Origin of the sequence: Saxibacter everestensis, from assembly GCF_025787225.1 — a bacterium.
Lineage (GTDB): Bacteria > Actinomycetota > Actinomycetes > Actinomycetales > Brevibacteriaceae > Saxibacter > Saxibacter everestensis.
Map to the genome: position 1 here is coordinate 661,615 of NZ_CP090958.1, position 16,109 is coordinate 677,723.

At 61.8% G+C, this 16,109-nt stretch carries 12 protein-coding genes; 8 read left to right on the plus strand and 4 right to left on the minus strand.

Going from position 1 to position 16,109, the window contains the following annotated elements; genetic code table 11:
* The first annotated feature begins 15 nt into the window (after window positions 1–15).
* From LWF01_RS03330 to LWF01_RS03360, 7 genes are all read left to right on the plus strand, one after another.
* The gene (locus tag LWF01_RS03330) at window positions 16–1,020 is read left to right on the plus strand and encodes a sugar phosphate isomerase/epimerase family protein (RefSeq protein ID WP_349639625.1); all 1,005 of its coding nucleotides are present in this window, start codon (window positions 16–18) and stop codon (window positions 1,018–1,020) included.
* A gap of 374 nt (window positions 1,021–1,394) precedes the next feature.
* On the plus strand, window positions 1,395–2,516 hold the full coding sequence (locus LWF01_RS03335) for a Gfo/Idh/MocA family protein (RefSeq protein ID WP_349639626.1): 1,122 nt from the start codon (window positions 1,395–1,397) through the stop codon (window positions 2,514–2,516).
* Window positions 2,516–3,502: a sugar phosphate isomerase/epimerase family protein gene (locus tag LWF01_RS03340; protein ID WP_349639627.1), complete on the plus strand. Its 987-nt coding sequence runs from the start codon at window positions 2,516–2,518 to the stop codon at window positions 3,500–3,502. The genes LWF01_RS03335 and LWF01_RS03340 overlap by 1 nt, the downstream gene beginning before the upstream one ends.
* Before the next feature lie 41 nt (window positions 3,503–3,543).
* Window positions 3,544–4,896 (plus strand): ABC transporter substrate-binding protein, encoded by a 1,353-nt coding sequence (locus LWF01_RS03345; RefSeq protein ID WP_349639628.1) that lies wholly within the window; start codon window positions 3,544–3,546, stop codon window positions 4,894–4,896.
* A gap of 53 nt (window positions 4,897–4,949) precedes the next feature.
* Entirely contained in the window at window positions 4,950–5,927 is a 978-nt protein-coding gene (locus LWF01_RS03350) for a carbohydrate ABC transporter permease (RefSeq protein ID WP_349639629.1), read from the plus strand.
* Window position 5,928: 1 nt separating this feature from the next.
* Window positions 5,929–6,846: a carbohydrate ABC transporter permease gene (locus LWF01_RS03355; protein ID WP_349639630.1), complete on the plus strand. Its 918-nt coding sequence runs from the start codon at window positions 5,929–5,931 to the stop codon at window positions 6,844–6,846.
* Between the two features lie 85 nt (window positions 6,847–6,931).
* Window positions 6,932–8,101: a Gfo/Idh/MocA family protein gene (locus tag LWF01_RS03360; RefSeq protein ID WP_349639631.1), complete on the plus strand. Its 1,170-nt coding sequence runs from the start codon at window positions 6,932–6,934 to the stop codon at window positions 8,099–8,101.
* A gap of 38 nt (window positions 8,102–8,139) precedes the next feature.
* On the opposite strand, the gene ku is transcribed toward LWF01_RS03360, so the two are convergent.
* On the minus strand, window positions 8,140–8,970 hold the full coding sequence (gene ku / locus LWF01_RS03365) for a non-homologous end joining protein Ku (RefSeq protein ID WP_349639632.1): 831 nt from the start codon (window positions 8,968–8,970) through the stop codon (window positions 8,140–8,142).
* A gap of 62 nt (window positions 8,971–9,032) precedes the next feature.
* On the opposite strand from ku, the gene LWF01_RS03370 reads away from it, so the two are divergent.
* Window positions 9,033–11,441, plus strand: a complete 2,409-nt coding sequence (locus LWF01_RS03370; RefSeq protein ID WP_349639633.1) for an ATP-dependent DNA ligase — start codon at window positions 9,033–9,035, stop codon at window positions 11,439–11,441.
* A 20-nt stretch (window positions 11,442–11,461) separates the two neighbouring features.
* Here the strand turns inward: LWF01_RS03370 and LWF01_RS03375 are convergent, their stop codons facing one another.
* Genes LWF01_RS03375 through LWF01_RS03385 form a run of 3 tightly spaced genes read right to left on the minus strand, consistent with a single transcriptional unit; the run spans window position 11,462 to window position 16,042 of the window.
* Window positions 11,462–12,355, minus strand: coding sequence for an SMP-30/gluconolactonase/LRE family protein (locus LWF01_RS03375; RefSeq protein ID WP_349639634.1), 894 nt, complete (start codon window positions 12,353–12,355; stop codon window positions 11,462–11,464).
* Window positions 12,355–14,262, minus strand: a complete 1,908-nt coding sequence (locus tag LWF01_RS03380) for an ABC transporter ATP-binding protein (RefSeq protein ID WP_349639635.1) — start codon at window positions 14,260–14,262, stop codon at window positions 12,355–12,357. The genes LWF01_RS03375 and LWF01_RS03380 overlap by 1 nt, the downstream gene beginning before the upstream one ends.
* Window positions 14,255–16,042: an ABC transporter ATP-binding protein gene (locus tag LWF01_RS03385; RefSeq protein ID WP_349639636.1), complete on the minus strand. Its 1,788-nt coding sequence runs from the start codon at window positions 16,040–16,042 to the stop codon at window positions 14,255–14,257. Before LWF01_RS03385 ends, LWF01_RS03380 begins: the two co-directional genes overlap by 8 nt.
* Between the last annotated feature and the right edge of the window lie 67 nt (window positions 16,043–16,109).

Genomic DNA, 16,109 nt, shown 5'->3' on the forward strand with positions numbered 1-16,109 from the left:
GAAAGGGATAGACAAATGGGACGTCCGTACACGCTATTCACCGGCCAATGGGCAGATCTGTCGTTCGAAGAGGTTGCTCAACTCGCCGCGGGTTGGGGCTACGACGGGCTGGAGATTGCCTGCGGACCGCACTTCGACCCGCGCAGAGCGGCTCTTGATGACGAGTACCTCCGATCGCGGCTTGACATCCTGGACCGGAACGGGCTGCGAGTGTATGCCATTTCGAACCACCTGACCGGGCAGGCGGTATGCGACAACCCGATCGACTTTCGGCACAAGGCAATCGTGCCGACCGCCGTTTGGGGCGATGGCGAACCGGAGGGGGTCCGCCGACGCGCGGCCGAAGAACTCAAGGACACTGCGAGGGCTGCACAGCGACTAGGGGTCAAGACTGTCGTCGGGTTTACCGGCTCGTCCATTTGGCCGTACGTCGCGATGTTCCCGCCGGTGCCAGGCGAAGTGATCGATGCAGGTTTCGCTGACTTCGCCGAGCGCTGGAACCCAATTCTTGACGTGTTCGACGATTGCGGGGTCCGCTTCGCCCATGAGGTGCATCCGTCCGAAATCGCCTACGATTTCTGGACCACTCGCCGCGCACTGGATGCCATCGGCAACCGGGAAGCGTTCGGACTGAACTGGGATCCCTCGCATTTCATCTGGCAGGATATCGACCCGGTTTCGTTCATCACTGACTTTGCCGACCGGATATATCACGTTGACTGCAAGGACATCCGGGTGCGGATCACCGGCCGCAATACCCGACTGGGTTCTCATTTGGCTTGGGGTGACCCACGGCGCGGCTGGGATTTCGTCTCCGCTGGCCGGGGAGACGTGCCGTGGGAGGACTGCTTCCGGGCGCTCACTGCAATCGGTTACCAGGGACCGATCTCGATTGAGTGGGAGGATGCCGGCATGGACCGCCTGTTCGGTGCGCCTGAGGCGCTGGCGCACATGCGCAAGTTCGACTTTCCCACCTCGACACAGAGCTTCGACGCCGCTTTTAGCACTAAGGGCGACTGAACGCCCGATATGTACGTTCGGCTGGTCCGAAGACACTGGATCGGCCCACGGAACCTCTCATCCATCGCGGGTTCCCACTGTCTTTTGCGAGCCTGGAGCGCGACGTTTCAGTGTTACCACAAAGTCCGGACAACTTTTGCTTGACGATCGGCAGAAGTACCCCTATCTTGATGTGAAGGGGATCACTCGGACCTCACAAGGGCCGAGAAGATCCAGCATCCTCAACGAAGAGGTAGTCGGACCAACGGAACAAACCTCCGCGACACACGGCCACAATCTCCCGCAATCGCAGCTAGGAATGTCAAGGCCCAGGCGCGTTAGACGCCGTCGAGGATGGCCAGTTTTCGCGAATCCGATCGATACAGAAGGAAGTTATGAAGTACACATCAGAAACCCCCGCCGGAATCGGAATTATCGGTTGCGGAAATATCTCCCAGCGCTATATCGAGGGGATGGCCCGGTTCCCTGAAATCAAACTGCTCGGCTGTGCCGACCTCATCACCGAACTGGCCGAGAAGGCCGCAGCAGGGGCCGGGGTGAAAGCGTACTCATCGATTGAGGAGCTCCTCGCGGATCCCGCTATCGACATCGTGGTGAACATAACTCCACCAGTCGCACACGCTCCGGTAACGATCGCAGCCCTGAACGCCGGCAAGAACGTCTACGTGGAAAAACCCATCGCGGTCACTCTGTCCGCCAGCGAGGGGATGATTGAGGAGGCGCAGTCGTCAGGCAAGCTGCTCGGATCCGCCCCTGATACCTTTCTCGGCAGCGCGGGGCAGACTGCGCGGGCGGCAATCGATTCAGGAGTAATCGGCGAACCGATCGGTGCGGTCGCGTTTGTCACCCATTCCAAGGCTGAAACGTGGCACCCCAACCCAACCTTCCTCTTTCAGCCTGGTGGCGGTCCCGCACTGGACATGGGTCCTTACTACATCACCACACTCGTAAACTCGCTGGGCCCCGTGGCCAGTGTGAGCGGCTTCAGTCGGGTGGGTGCGCCCTTGAGGACCGTCACTGCACCCGACCGTCAGGTTGACTCGATTGAGGTAAATACCCCAACTCACGCGGGAGCGACCTTGAAGTTCGACTCTGGCGCTATTGCCACTCTCATGCTCAGTTTTGACGCCTGGGATACCCACCTTCCATTCATCGAGATCTACGGGCATCGCGGCACACTGAGCGTTCCCGACCCCAATCAGTTCGACGGAGTCGTCTCGGTACGTCTCCACAACGACGAGGAATGGCGGACGTTGAATCCGGTCGTTCCCGTATCGGGGGAACCTGACACGGATGTTCAGATGCTCCGCGGCGCAGGGGTGGCAGACCTCGTTGGAGCTTTGAATGGCCTACCGCATCGGGCAAGCGCAGATCTCGCGCACCATGTGCTCGAAGTGCTGGAGGCGATCGAGACTTCTAGCCAGACCGAAACCGTCATCCACATCAACAGCAGGGTCGGGCGTCCAGCCCCCTGCCCAACCAGCGAGGAAGTCTAATGCCCACTACACCTGAATATGGCGTCGACCTGATCACGTTCTACGATCCGTCATTCTGGGGCGTGAACAGCTATGACGAGATCATGGAGATACGGCACAAGAACCCGGTGCAGATTTGGACCACGATCTTCGATGCCCTGTCCGAAGCAGGCATAACCGCTATCGAGATGACCTTTCCGCCTGCCGATGTCAGCTCCGCACTGGACGCTTTCGGTTCCGCCGAGGGTTTCAAGACGGAACTTCAGCGGCGGGGGCTGAAGCTCAAGAGTAGTTTCCATATGGGCTCCGGCTGGGGGCCAGGCGGCGATCGTAACGCAGAGGTCGCCAAGGCGGTAGAACATGCAACTTTCCTAGCCGAAGCCGGCGGAGACACCCTCGTGGTCGGGCCGCCGATGCGGAAGTCACGCGATGCGAATCCGCCGCTGTTCATCGATCATGCGTTCGCCAGCGCGGTGGCAGATACCGCTCACGCGGTCGGGAACGCTACTTTGCGACTCGGAGTGAAGACCGCCCTGCACACGGAAGCACATTCCATGTTCTGCACCCGCCGTGACATCGATCTGTTGCTTGGGCTTACCGACCCGGAGTACGTCTTCTTCTGCCCGGATACCGCACACATCACCCTGGCCGGCGGAAATCCGATCGACGCAGTAGTCGCCCATTCCGAGCGAGTGGTCATTGCGCACTGGAAGGACGCGGTCGGTCCAATGCCCGCAGGCCTTCCAATCGAAGGCGAAAAAATTCACGAACTGCACCAGGGATACATGTGCACCCTCGGAGAAGGGGTCGTGGATTGGGACCGCTGGATCACCCTGTACGACAAGACTCAGGGCAGCGATGTGCGGCTCCTTGAGCTTGACGCGGTCGCCGACCCCATCAAGGAAATGAAGGCAGCGAAAGCCTTTGTGGAGAACGCCAGCGCACAGAACGCGGCGAGCGGATCATCGCCCGGCCAAGCATCACAGGCACACGAAAAGCGGAGTTGATTGCCATGTTTCCATTAGCCTCCATAAAGCCTCGTACACCCTTGTTCGCGTACCTCGCAGTTCCGGCAGCAGCCCTGGCGCTTGTCCTCAGCGGCTGTGCCACCGAGGAACAGGCCAGCGGGGGAGCGACGGGTGGCACGGACCTGGACGCGAAACTCGTTGATGCTGCCCAAGCCAAAGCTAAAGAAATCATGGGCGACGAGCAGCTGGACGGATCGATCTCGATCATCGGCGATAACAGCGGCACCGAAGGTGCCCTGATCGAGGCCTTCTACAAGCCGTTCACCGAAGCGACCGGGGTGAAGATCAACTACACGGGCAGCGCCGACTCTCTGAGCCTCATCCAATCGCGCGTCGCATCCGGCAGCCCGCCCGATCTCGTGACGTCATCACCGGGCGTGATGGCCGAGTATTCCCGTAGTCACAAGCTGCTCAATCTCAGCAGCTTAATGGGCGACGACCTGAAAAAGAACTACAGCGCATCGGTGTTGGACACTGCTTCCATAGACGGATCGGTCTATGGCGTGTATCAGGGGTTCAACAACTACATGATGTGGTTCAATCCAGAGGAATACACCGGACCTAAGGCTGGCTCCTCCTGGCAGGACGTGGCTGACTGGACCGAGAAAAAGGCGGCTGACGGTACCCCGACGTGGTGCAATGCCCAGGGTTCCGGAGCGAGTAGCGGGTGGCCCGGCGAAGCGTTTATCGAAACGCTGTTCGCCAAGAAATACGGTCCTGCCCTGACTGAGGAGTGGGGTACGGGCAAACTCTCCTGGACCTCACCCCAGGTGAAGGATGCCTGGCAGATGTTCGGCGCGATCGCTGCCAAGGACGCCAATGTGGCCGGGGGCGTCAAGGGATCGCTGACTCAGGACATCGGAACCGGCTCAAATGGCTTGGTCACCGACCCGCCGACCTGCCAGGCTGAGGTATGGGGCAGCTGGACGAGCGGGTTGATCACAAGCTCGGCAGAAGGCGTCAAGCCGGGAGAGAACCTCGACTTCATGCGTGTGCCGGCGAGTGAACCGAAGTTCGAGAACACCGAGTCCTATTCAGCAACGGTCACCTACGCGTTCAAAGACTCACCGGAGGTTCGGGCGTTTGCGCGGTACATCGCCTCAACTGAAGCACAGACGTTGCTGGCGTCGGCGGACCACTGGCCGGTATCAAATATCAACGTTCCGGTCTCGACTTACAAAGACCCGCTCCTGCAGAAGATGGCCAAAACGTACTTCACTGACGACGTTGAGCTGGCCGCTGGTCCGGCCAACCTGGCGAAGACGGCCGTGCTCACCCAGGCGGACAAGGGCGTGATGTCGTATCTGCAAGATCCTTCGAAGCTCGATGAGATCTTGCAATCGATCCAGAAAGTGCAAGAGGGCAAGAGTTAGAGGTAAGAGCGCGAGCGGCAACCGGCAAACCAGATCCACCCAAGGACATGACCATGAATGCGATACTTTCAAGCGCGCCAGCACTCATCCTCATTGGGGCGATAGCAATCCCCATCCTGGTCTTTGCGGTACTGGGGACGGGCGAGAAAATCATTGAACAACTCCGCCCACGTAGCGCTCGCAAGGTGCGCCCCTGGTTTTGGCTTTTGTTGCCGCTCGCGCTCATCACCCTCATCTTGATTTACCCGATGATCGACACTGTCGTCTCCGCGTTCCGCAGCAGTGACGGCTCGGCATGGGTCGGTCTGCAGAACTTTGCGTGGGCCTTCGCCGGCAGCATGCTGGGCGTGCTTGGAAATAACGTGATCTGGCTGATTGTGTTTCCACTCGGCACGCTAGTACTGGCACTAATAGTGGCGGTCCTGTTCGACAAAGTGCGGTATGAACGATTCGCGATGACCCTCGTGGTCCTGCCCACCGCGATTTCGTTCACCGCCGGCTCGATCATCTGGCGGCAGGTCTACGATTACAAGGCTGCGGGCTCGCAGACAGGCCTGCTCAACGCCCTCTGGACCTTGATTCCCGGCAACCAGCCGGTGCCATGGTTACAAACCGAAGTCGTTAATACGCTGTGCCTGATCATCGTCGCAGTTTGGTCGAGCCTGGGGGTCGCTGCACTGATCCTTTCTGCCGCAGTCAAGAATATGCCGAGCGAGTTGGTCGAAGCCGCGCGTCTTGATGGCGCTAACGAATGGCGCATTTTCTTCTCCGTCACGCTGGCGCACATCACCCCGACACTCCTGGTCGTAGCTACGACTGAGGTCATATTCGCGCTCAAGATCTTCGACATCGTCTACGTGATGACGAACGGGAATTTCAACACGGACACCATCGCCAACCGAATGTACTTTGAGCTCTTCTCGGCCAGAGACCTTGGGCACGCTAGTGCAATCGCGGTGATCCTGCTCATCGTGGCGATCCCTGTGGTGGTCGTCAACATCCGCCAATTCCGGGCTGAGGAAGGCCACTGACATGTCCACGACAAACACGCTTCCCGCGAACACCGCGTCGCAAGGCCAGGAGAGAGCACACCGGATGACTCATGTTCCGCGCCGGCGGCTCAGGTGGGGAAGGCCGATTGTCCACCTAATCGTCGTCGTCTTCATGATCGTGTGGTTTACGCCAGTGCTCGGGCTCTTCGTCGGCTCCTTCCGCACCCAGTCGGATAGCGCGGCGACAGGATGGTGGCACGCGTTGATCGCGCCGCTCTTTACCGGATACAACTACCAACAGGCCCTGGACGTGATTGGAATCGGCCCCAGTCTGGCCACCTCGCTTGCGATCACGATCCCCACTACCGTGCTCACCACAATCCTGTCCGCGATAGGTGCATACGCCCTCACCCGGATGGCATTCATCGGGCGAACCGTTCTTTCGTTGCTGCTCGTTGCGCTGCTGATCACCCCGCCGCAGGTCACGCTCGTCCCGATGCTCAAGTTCTTCGACTTCACTGGGCTCAATGGCACCGTTCCCGCCCTATGGATATACGAAGTAGGGTTCACCATCCCCTTCGGGATCTTCCTCGTCCGGGGGTTTATCAGCTCCATCCCGGGGGAGCTGTTTGAGTCTGCACACCTGGACGGCGCCTCGCAGCTACGGACCTTTATCTCCATCGTCCTGCCACTCTCGGCACCAGTCCTCGCGTCACTGGCAATCATGCAGTTCCTGTGGGCGTGGAACGACTTGCTCTCGCCATTGCTTTTCCTTGGCGGATCTTCCGTCGCGCAGCCACTCACCGTAAACGTTGCCGGCCTCGTAACAGCTACCGGGGGAAGCCAGGCTCAGCTTATGGCGGCGACATTTATCTCGGTGCTGCTCCCGCTGATCATCCTGATCACCATGCAGCGCTTCTTTGTCCGGGGCATCCTCGGCGGCTCGGTCAAAGGCTGAGCCATGCTCTACCGAAAAACTCCCCATCGGTCAGCCACTCTACGAACCCGCAACCCCACGGTCTCAACCCTCTAGGAACCACATGATGAACAGCAAAAAAAGCAACGACAGTGCTAGGCCCCTGGGCGTGGCGATGATCGGCTACTCATTCATGGGCAAGGCCCATTCGAATGCCTGGCGCAATGTCGCGGCCTACTTCGAAGTCCCAGCCTTCGAGCGGCGTGTCCTAGTCGGCCGTGATGCCGACGGCGTTGCGGCCGCCGCCGCGAAGTACGGTTGGCCCGAGTCCGCCACAGACTGGCGCAGCGTCCTGGATCGCGACGACGTTGACATCGTGGATATCTGCGCACCCGGCTTCATGCACGCTGAAATCGCTATCGCTGCGCTGGAGGCGGGTAAGCATGTGCTCGTGGAGAAACCATTGGCCAACACCGTGGCCGAGGCCGAAGCAATGGCCCGCGCAGCCACGGCGGCGCGGGAACGCGGCATCCAGTCCATGGTTGGGTTCAATTACCGACGCGTGCCAGCACTCATGCTGGCACGCGAACTGATCTCTGAGGGTCGAGTCGGCACTGTCCGCCACGTCCGGGCCGCCTATCTGCAGGATTGGCTCGCCGATGAAACCGCGTCGATGAGCTGGCGGCTGGACAAAGCCACGGCGGGCTCCGGCGCCCTGGGGGATATCGCCTCCCACGCGATTGACCAGGTGCTCTTCCTGCTCGGGGACCGGGTTACCGAGGTTTCCGGGCGCACACACACGTTCACCACCCGCCGACCCGGCGCGGATGGCCTGGAAGAAGTCACGGTCGATGACGCAGCATGGGCTACTCTCTCCCTGGGCTCCGGCGCAATCGCTTCTGTTGAGGTCTCACGCGTCGCCACCGGGCAGAAGAACTCGCTCAAACTAGAGGTCTACGGTGACAAGGGCTCCATCCTTTTCGACCTGGAAGACCTCAACGAGCTGGGTTTCCTGGACGCTACACTCCCGGTCCGGGAACAGGGCTTCCGCCGGATCCTGGTCAACGAGCCCATGCATCCTTTCCTGGAGGCCTGGTGGCCCCAGGGACACATCCTCGGTTGGGAACACACTTTCACCCACCAGATCCGCGACTTTCTGCAAGCCATCGCCGCCGGAGGACATCCCTCGCCATCATTCGAGGAAGGTCTGACGGTTCAACGGGTGCTGGCCGCCGTCGAGGAAAGCTCGGCCGCGAAGAGCGCGATCATTCAGCTGACCGAACCGGACGCTCCGTGAGACGGAGAAGCTTGACCTGCACCAAGGGCGAGTGATCGCTAGGCGGTTTTATCGCGTTTTGACTTACGCGCCGGCTGCTTTTTGCCCTTTTTGGCGCTGGTTTCCTTGACGCTTGCCTCAAGTGCCGCCATTAGGTCCAGAACCTCGGCATCCTCACCTTCGTCGGCAGGAGCCTCTTCCTCGGCGGGCTTGGCGCCCTTGAGCTTCTTCTTGACCAGATCCTGCAGCTGTTCCTGATACTCATCGGTGTATTCGTCCGGGTCGAAATCAGAAGAGAAGTTCTCCACCAGCGATGACGACATCTCCAGTTCCTTCTTCTGGATCCGGACATCGCCGTCGAGGGAGGCGAACTCGGCTTTACGCAACTCGTCGCCCCACAGCAGGGTCTGGATCACCAGCACGTCACCCTTGACCCGGAGCGCGGCCAGGTGGGTGCGCTGACGCAGGGCAAACTTCACGACGGCGGTGCGGTCGGTCTGTTCCAGTGTGCGTCGAAGCAGCACATATGCCTTCGGGGACTTCGAATCCGGCTCGAGGTAGTACGACTTATTGAAGTACACCGGATCTATCTGTTCCGTCGGCACAAAGGCCATCACTTCGATTTCGTGACTCTTCTCGGACGGCAGACTTTGGAAATCCTCGGCTGTCAGGATTGCGGTCTTACCGGAGTCCGACTCGTATTCCTTATCAATATCGCCGTAACTTACGACCTTTTCGCATTTCTCGCATTTGCGCTGGTAGTGGATCCGGCCGCCGTCCTTGCCATGCACCTGGTGAAACGACACGTCGTGTGAATCGGTCGCCGAATAAAGCCTGACCGGCACGTTGACGAGGCCGAAGGTCAGGGATCCTTTCCATATGGAACGCATACCTCCATGATGGTGCTAACTATTACGCTGTCAATGGCGGGTGCGAGAGGAGCCTTCGAAAAGTGGCGAGAACGACGCAGGTGAAAATCGGCGGGCATCGGCTTGGGCTCACCCACCTGGACAAAGTGCTCTACGCCGAAACCGGTACCACCAAGGCCGATGTGCTGCGCTATTACGCGGAGATCGCCGAGCTGGCGATGCCACATCTTCTCGGCCGGCCGGTGACGCAGAAGCGCTGGCCCGACGGCACCGATCAGCAACCGTTCTTTCAGAAGAACCTTGCCGACTCGACCCCTGACTGGATTGACCGGGTGTCACTCGAGCATTCGGATCGCATCGTGACCTATCCGCTGGTGACCTCCCCGGCGACCTTGGCCTGGTTCGGCCAGAACGCCGCGCTCGAACTGCACACGCCGCAGTGGCGAATCAATTCGAAGGGCGAACCGGGCAATCCGGACCGCCTGGTTCTCGACCTCGACCCCGGCGACGGGGTGACCCTGGCGGACTGCGCGAAGGTGGCGTTGGAGGCCCGTGGTGTCCTCGCGGATCACGGCCTGGACGGCTTTCCACTAACCAGCGGGTCGAAAGGTATCCACCTGTACTGCGCGCTGAGTCCCAACCGGACGTCGGAGCAGATCTCAGAGCTTGCCCTCGATGTCGCCCGGATCCTTGAGGAACGGATGCCGGAAACCGTGCTGTCGAAAATGAAGCGCTCACTGCGGGGGGGCAAGGTGTTCGTCGACTGGAGCCAGAACAATAGCAAGAAGACGACGATCGCGCCGTATTCGTTGCGCGGGCGGGATCAGCCGACCGTGGCTGCTCCGCGCTCCTGGGATGAACTGGAAGACCCGGAACTCGCCCAGCTGACCTATGATCAGGTGCTTGAACGGGCCGCACGAGACGGTGATCTGCTGCAGGCATTGACCCGGAAGAATGATCGGCTTGCCACCTACCGCTCGATGCGCGATGCCGCGAAGACACCTGAACCGGTGCCGGACGGAACCGAGGATAACCTCCCACACGGAAATGACGACACCTTCGTCATCCAGGAGCACCATGCCCGCAGGCTGCATTGGGACTTTCGGCTGGAACACGATGGGGTTCTGGTTTCCTGGGCGTTGCCGAAGGGTGTGCCGGAAACAACGAAGAAGAACAACCTGGCCGTGCACACCGAGGACCACCCGCTCGACTACGCCAGCTTCGACGGCACGATTCCAAAGGGCGAGTACGGCGGCGGCGAGGTCACGATCTGGGACCGCGGCAGCTATGAGCTGGAGAAGTGGCGCAAGGACGAGGTCATTGTGATCTTGCACGGACAACGCGCCACCGGCCGCTATGTGCTGTTCCAGACAGACGGCAAGAACTGGATGATTCACCGGACGAAAGACCAGCCGGACATCGACGTGTTCCAGCCGAAGGACGCATCCCAGCCAAGGCAGCCGGGCCAGCAGTCGGACGCCGCCACAGCTCAGCCGAAGCGAAAGGTAGCCGACGCGCCTGGGCCGATGCTGGCGCAGTCCGGGGAACTCGACGACATCGATGACATGCGCGACTGGGCGTTTGAGATGAAGTGGGACGGGGTCCGGGCGATTGCCCATATCCGGAACGGGTCCGTGCAGTTGCTGAGCCGGAACGGTAATGACGTCACGGCCCAGTACCCCGAGTTCGCCTCGCTCGCCGGTTCGGATGGCGTCGCCGGCCTGCCGCACGACACGGTGCTGGACGGGGAGATCGTCGCCTTCGGAAGCAACGGCGCCCCCGACTTCGGCCGGCTGCAGCAGCGGATGAAGCTGAGCAACCCTGAACAGATCAAGGCAACCGGCGTACGGGTTCACCTGATGCTTTTTGACCTGCTTCGTCTTGACGGTGAGTCGCTGCTTCGGAAGAGCTGGGAAGAGCGCCGGGCGGCACTGATCGAACTGCAGCCTCCCGGCGATGCGGTCCAGATTCCCTCGGTCTTCCTTGCCCATGGCCACAAGGCGATGGAGACCAGCGCTAAGCATTACCTCGAGGGTGTTATCGCCAAGCGGCGGGATTCCAGCTACCAGCCCTCTAGACGGTCCGGAAAATGGATAAAGGTCAAGCACGAGGCGATGCAGGAAGTCGTGGTCGTGGGTTGGCGACCGGGCGCGGGACGCCGCGCCGGTGGGGTCGGATCACTGCTCGTCGCCGTGTATGACGACGGAGAACTACGCTACGCAGGCAGAGTCGGCACTGGCTTCAGCGATGCCGCCCTGGCCGAATCGGCTGAGCGGTTCCGGCCACTTGCACGGAAGACCTCGCCGGTGAAGAACAGCATTCCGGCGGCGGACGCGAAGGACGCACACTGGGTGCGACCGAGTCTGGTCGGCGAGGTGAGCTACGCGAACTGGACGTCGGACGGTCGGCTGCGGCAGCCGTCCTGGCGCGGATTCCGCCCGGACAAGGACGCCACGGACGTCGTTATCGAGTCGTCCGGACGGCGGCCCTAGCGGCAGTCTGGAGCGGACAGCTACCCGCGGAACGCGTCCGCGGGCCGGCCGCTCACGCCGGTCTCCACGGCGTGAACGTAGCCGGCCTCAGGTTCGGCCGCGCGCTGGGCATCGCTGAAATTCTCTTGTGACGTGGTGATGAACAGCGTGGACATGCTTGGGCCGCCGAACGCCACGCTGCTGACCTGGCTTGCCTGAACCTCGACGCGGGCGAGTAATTCGCCGTCGGGGGAGTAGCGATGTACGGCCGCACCGTTCCACAAGGCGACCCAGAGACAGCCCTCGTCGTCGATGGTCATGCCATCCGGCGAGCCCAGGTCGGGATCGATCCGGATTGCCGGCTCTCGGCTCTCGATGACGCCGTCTGCGGAGAGCTGTACCCTGTCTATCCGGTGGGTCGGCGTGTCGATGTAGTACATCGTCCGCCCATCCGGCGTCCAGGCCATGCCGTTGGAAATGGTTACCGAGCCGATGGACACCCGTGGCTCGGTGCTCATGCTGTCGAGCAGGTAGAGCTTGCCCGCGCCCGGTGTCTCAGAATAGGACATGCTGCCCGCCCACATCCGGCCGAGCGGATCACATTTGCCGTCATTCATCCTGGTTTCCGGCCGGCGGCCGAGTTCGGGCTCTGCGAGCACGTGCAGCTCTCCGGTTTCGCTCAGGGTGCCGAAGCCGAACTCGGTGGCCAGCAGCCAGCCGCCTTCGGTGTTCGGGACGACCGCGCCTACCTGTTGGCCGATATCGTGCGTGCCCAGCAGCGTGAGTGTGCCGTCGGGATTCACCGAGGAACGATGTACGTGACCGTTTGGAATGTCCACCCACAGCACCTCCTGCCGGCGGGCATCCCACATCGGGCCTTCGGCATGTTCGGCACGATTGGCGGACACCGGGCGTGCGGAGAAGTTGTGCGGCATCAGACCAGGCTCTTTTTCCAGTTCGAGTGCAGGGTGGCAAAGCGGCCATGCTCGGCGATCAACTGTTCGGGTGTTCCGTCCTCGACGATCCGCCCGCGGTCCATCACCAAGACCCGGTCCGCAATAGCCACTGTAGACAACCGGTGCGCGATGATCACTGCGGTGCGTCCGCGCAGAACTGTCTCCAACGCCGCCTGGACCAGGCGTTCGCTGGGGATATCCAGGCTGGAGGTTGCCTCGTCCAGGACCACGACCGACGGTGCGGCCAGGAATACCCGGGCAAAGGCGACCAGCTGCCGCTGGCCGGACGACAGCCTGCCGCCGCGGCGGCGAACATCGGTTTCGAAACCTTCAGGCAGCTGCCGGACGAAGTCGTAGAGTCCAACGGCGCGGGCGGCATCGTGAACCTCCTCGTCAGTCGCATCTGGTCGGCCGAGCCGGATGTTGTCTGCCACCGAGCCGCTGAACAGGAACGACTCCTGAGTGACCATCACAATATTGCGGCGCAGGTCCTGATCGGCAAGCTCGCTCAGCGGGATGCCGTCCAGCGTGACGACACCCTCGGATGGGTCGTAGAACCGGGCAAGCAGCTTCGCCAGCGTCGACTTCCCGGCCCCGGTGGCACCGACCAGGGCAATCACCTGACCGGCCGGCACGCTCAGTGAGAACGTCGGCAGGATGTCATCGGAATCCTCCGAATAGCGGAACCGGACGCCTTTCAGCGCCATCGCGCCCTCGGCGGTGCCGATCGGCACCGGGTTGCTGGGCGCAACCACGTCCGGATCCTCCTCAAGCACACCGGAGATCTTCTCCAGCGCGGCAGCCGCCGACTGGTAGGCGTTGAACACCTGCGCCAGCTCATCCAGTGGACCGTAGAACTGGCGTAGGTAAAGCAGGAAGGCGGCGAGGACGCCGATATTGGTGTCACCCTCGATAACCCGCCAGCCACCGACAACCAGGATCAAGGCCGTCGTCACATTGCCGACCACGCGCAGCACACCGATGTAATTGCCCATCCCGCGGAAAGCGTCGGTGTTCGCCTTGCGGTACTCGAGATCTTCCGCGGCCAGGATCGCGTCGTTGCGCGGTTCCCGGCGGAAGGTTTTGACCGCGCGGATGCCGCCCATCGACTCCACGAAGTGCACGATGACCTTGGCGATCGAAGCTCGGGTTCGCCGGTAGCCGGTTCGCTGGTAGCGCTGCGCCCATCGGGTGACGAAGATCAGCGGGACGAACCCGGCCAGCACAACCAGCGCAAGTGGCGCGTCGAGGTAGAGCATGATGGCGGCAATCGAGACCAGGGACAGGATTGCGCCGAGTGCATCGTTGAGGGCCGATTCGAGCAATTGCTGCAGCGATTCGAGATCGCTGGTCAGCCGGGAAATGATCTTGCCGGACGTGTAGCGCTCATGGAACGACACCGAGAGTCGCTGAACGTGCCTGAACACCCTGCGGCGCAGGTCGAAAATGATGTCCTGGCTGAGTCGTCCGGACACCTTGAGGAAGAAGAAGGTGGTGGTCGCGCCCAGCAACGCCGAGCCGATGAAGCCACCGATGGCAATAAACATCGGCCCGAAGTCGCCGGTCTTCGCGCTGGCCACTCCGGCATCCAGCCCCAGCGCGATGAACAGCGGCCCGGCAACCATGGCCAGGTTGTCCAGGATGATGATCGCCAGAGCCAGCACCGAGCGCTTCCGGTAGGGACGCAGCAGGGACTTCAGCAGCCGGCGGGATCGGGCGGCGAGCGCCAGGTTCCCCGAGGTGGTGACCTCGGCGTCCTCGTTGCCGACCCCACGCCAGTCGGAGTGCTGCTGCTGTCCGGGGGCCGGGTGCGTTCCGGTAGTGTCGTTCGGTGCAGCGGGTCCGGTCTTCGGCTGCCCCGTCGTGGTATCTGTCTGGTCAGACATCTATCGATCCCATCACGTAGCGGTACCGTGCGGATGTTTCCAGCAGGTGTTCGTGCGTTCCGGTTGCCACGATCGTCCCTTCATCGAGCAGGGCAACCCGGTCGGCGAGCGAGGCGGTGGACGGCCGATGCGCGACCAGAAGGGTGGTCGAGTCGGGCAGCACCCTGCGCAGTTCGGCCTGGACCTTTTCCTCCGTGTTGACGTCGAGCGCCGACAGCGGGTCGTCGAGCACCATGATTCTGGGCTTGCCAAGCACGGCCCGGGCCAGGGCGAGGCGCTGGCGCTGACCTCCGGAGAGGCTGAGGCCCTGCTCGCCGATTCGGGTGTCAAGCCCCCACGGCAACTCATCGACGAATCCGCTGGCCTGCGCGATGTCCAGCGCTTCCCGGATCTCGGCCAGCGTGGCGTCGGGCTGGCCCAGGGCGACGTTCTCCCGAACGCTGGCCGAGAACAACACCGGTTCTTCGAAGGCGACGGTGACCAGGCTCCGCAGCTGTTCTACCGGAATATCCCGGATATCGGTTCCATCGATGCAGATCGCGCCGGCGGTCACGTCGTACAGCCTTGGCACCAGGTTCGTCAGCGCCGTTTTGCCCGAGCCGGTGGCGCCGACCAGGGCCACGGTCTCGCCGGGTTCGATGCTGAGCGTGACGTCGTGCAGCTGGTCGCGGTCGGCATCCGGGAAGGCGAACGACATCCGGTTGAAGCTGAGCCGGCCGCGGATCGGCTCTTCAAGTGGTTGTGCGCCAGGACGGTCCGTGATGCTGACCGGCGTGTCGATGATCTCCCAGTAACGGTCGGCCGCGGTCGCGGCGTTATTGGCTTCGGCGAGCAGGAACCCGAACGATTCAACCGGCCAGCGCAGGAATGTTGCCATCGTGATCGCTGCGACGAGCGTTCCGGGGGTCAGGTCGCCGCGTGCTATCGACCAGGTGCCGATGCCGAGGATCAGGCCGATGGCGATTGCAGGGATCCCGATTACCGACGACCAGAGCACGGCGTCATAGCGCACCTTGAGCAGTTCGCTGGTGCGGACCTGTCGGGATTGCCTGATGAACGTCATTCCCAGGTGGGCGCTGCGACCGAACGCCTTGAGCACCCGGATTCCCTGCACCGATTCCTCGACAGTTGTGGCGACATCACCGGTCTGGTCCTGCGCCCGCCGGGAAACGACCTTGTACTTGTTCTCGAACTGCACGCAGATCAGGAAAAGTGGAATCGAGGCGAGGAAAACCACGAGTCCGAATTCCCAGTGCAGGACGGTAAGGACAGTCAGGCCGGCAACCACTGTGACACTGTTGATGATCATGAACGGCATCGCGAAAGCTGTGAATCGGCGGATGGTCGACATGTCCTGGATGGCTCGGGAGAGCAGCTGGCCCGAATCCCAGCCGTCATGCTCGCCGACCGAGATGGCCTGAAGTTTCCGGAACAGCTTGGCCCGTAGATTCACCTCGAGTTCGCTGCTCGGCCGGGCGATGATGATTCGCCGTGCCCAGACCCCTGCGGCATCGATCAGGCCAAGCAGCAGCACGAGTGCTGCCGGCAGCCAGATACCGCCGAAATCGCCGTGCGCAATCGGTCCGTCGATGATGTGCTGCGTCACCAACGGAATGACCAGCCCGGTGAGCGTGGCCAGCACCGAGAAGGTGATCGAGCCGATGAAGTGCCATTTGAACGGGCGCACATCCGGCCAGAACCGCAACAGAGCCTTGACGCTGGGCCCGGTTCGTGCCGGAGTGCGCCGATCCGCCGCGACCGGGGCTTCTACGACGGACAACGTGACCTTCTTTCGGTGATGGCTGACTGGCAGCAACTGGTGGCAGGAACGAATCTGACTTCGAATT

Bases quoted from the DNA above. Each gene is read 5' to 3' on its own strand.
- LWF01_RS03340 (WP_349639627.1), top strand. From the start codon at position 2,516: ATGCCCACTACACCTGAATATGGCGTCGACCTGATCACGTTCTACGAT.
- LWF01_RS03360 (WP_349639631.1), top strand. From the start codon at position 6,932: ATGAACAGCAAAAAAAGCAACGACAGTGCTAGGCCCCTGGGCGTGGCG.
- LWF01_RS03380 (WP_349639635.1), bottom strand. From the start codon at position 14,262: ATGTCTGACCAGACAGATACCACGACGGGGCAGCCGAAGACCGGACCC.
- LWF01_RS03335 (WP_349639626.1), top strand. From the start codon at position 1,395: ATGAAGTACACATCAGAAACCCCCGCCGGAATCGGAATTATCGGTTGC.
- LWF01_RS03350 (WP_349639629.1), top strand. From the start codon at position 4,950: ATGAATGCGATACTTTCAAGCGCGCCAGCACTCATCCTCATTGGGGCG.
- LWF01_RS03375 (WP_349639634.1), bottom strand. From the start codon at position 12,355: ATGCCGCACAACTTCTCCGCACGCCCGGTGTCCGCCAATCGTGCCGAA.
- LWF01_RS03355 (WP_349639630.1), top strand. From the start codon at position 5,929: ATGTCCACGACAAACACGCTTCCCGCGAACACCGCGTCGCAAGGCCAG.
- LWF01_RS03330 (WP_349639625.1), top strand. From the start codon at position 16: ATGGGACGTCCGTACACGCTATTCACCGGCCAATGGGCAGATCTGTCG.
- ku (WP_349639632.1), bottom strand. From the start codon at position 8,970: ATGCGTTCCATATGGAAAGGATCCCTGACCTTCGGCCTCGTCAACGTG.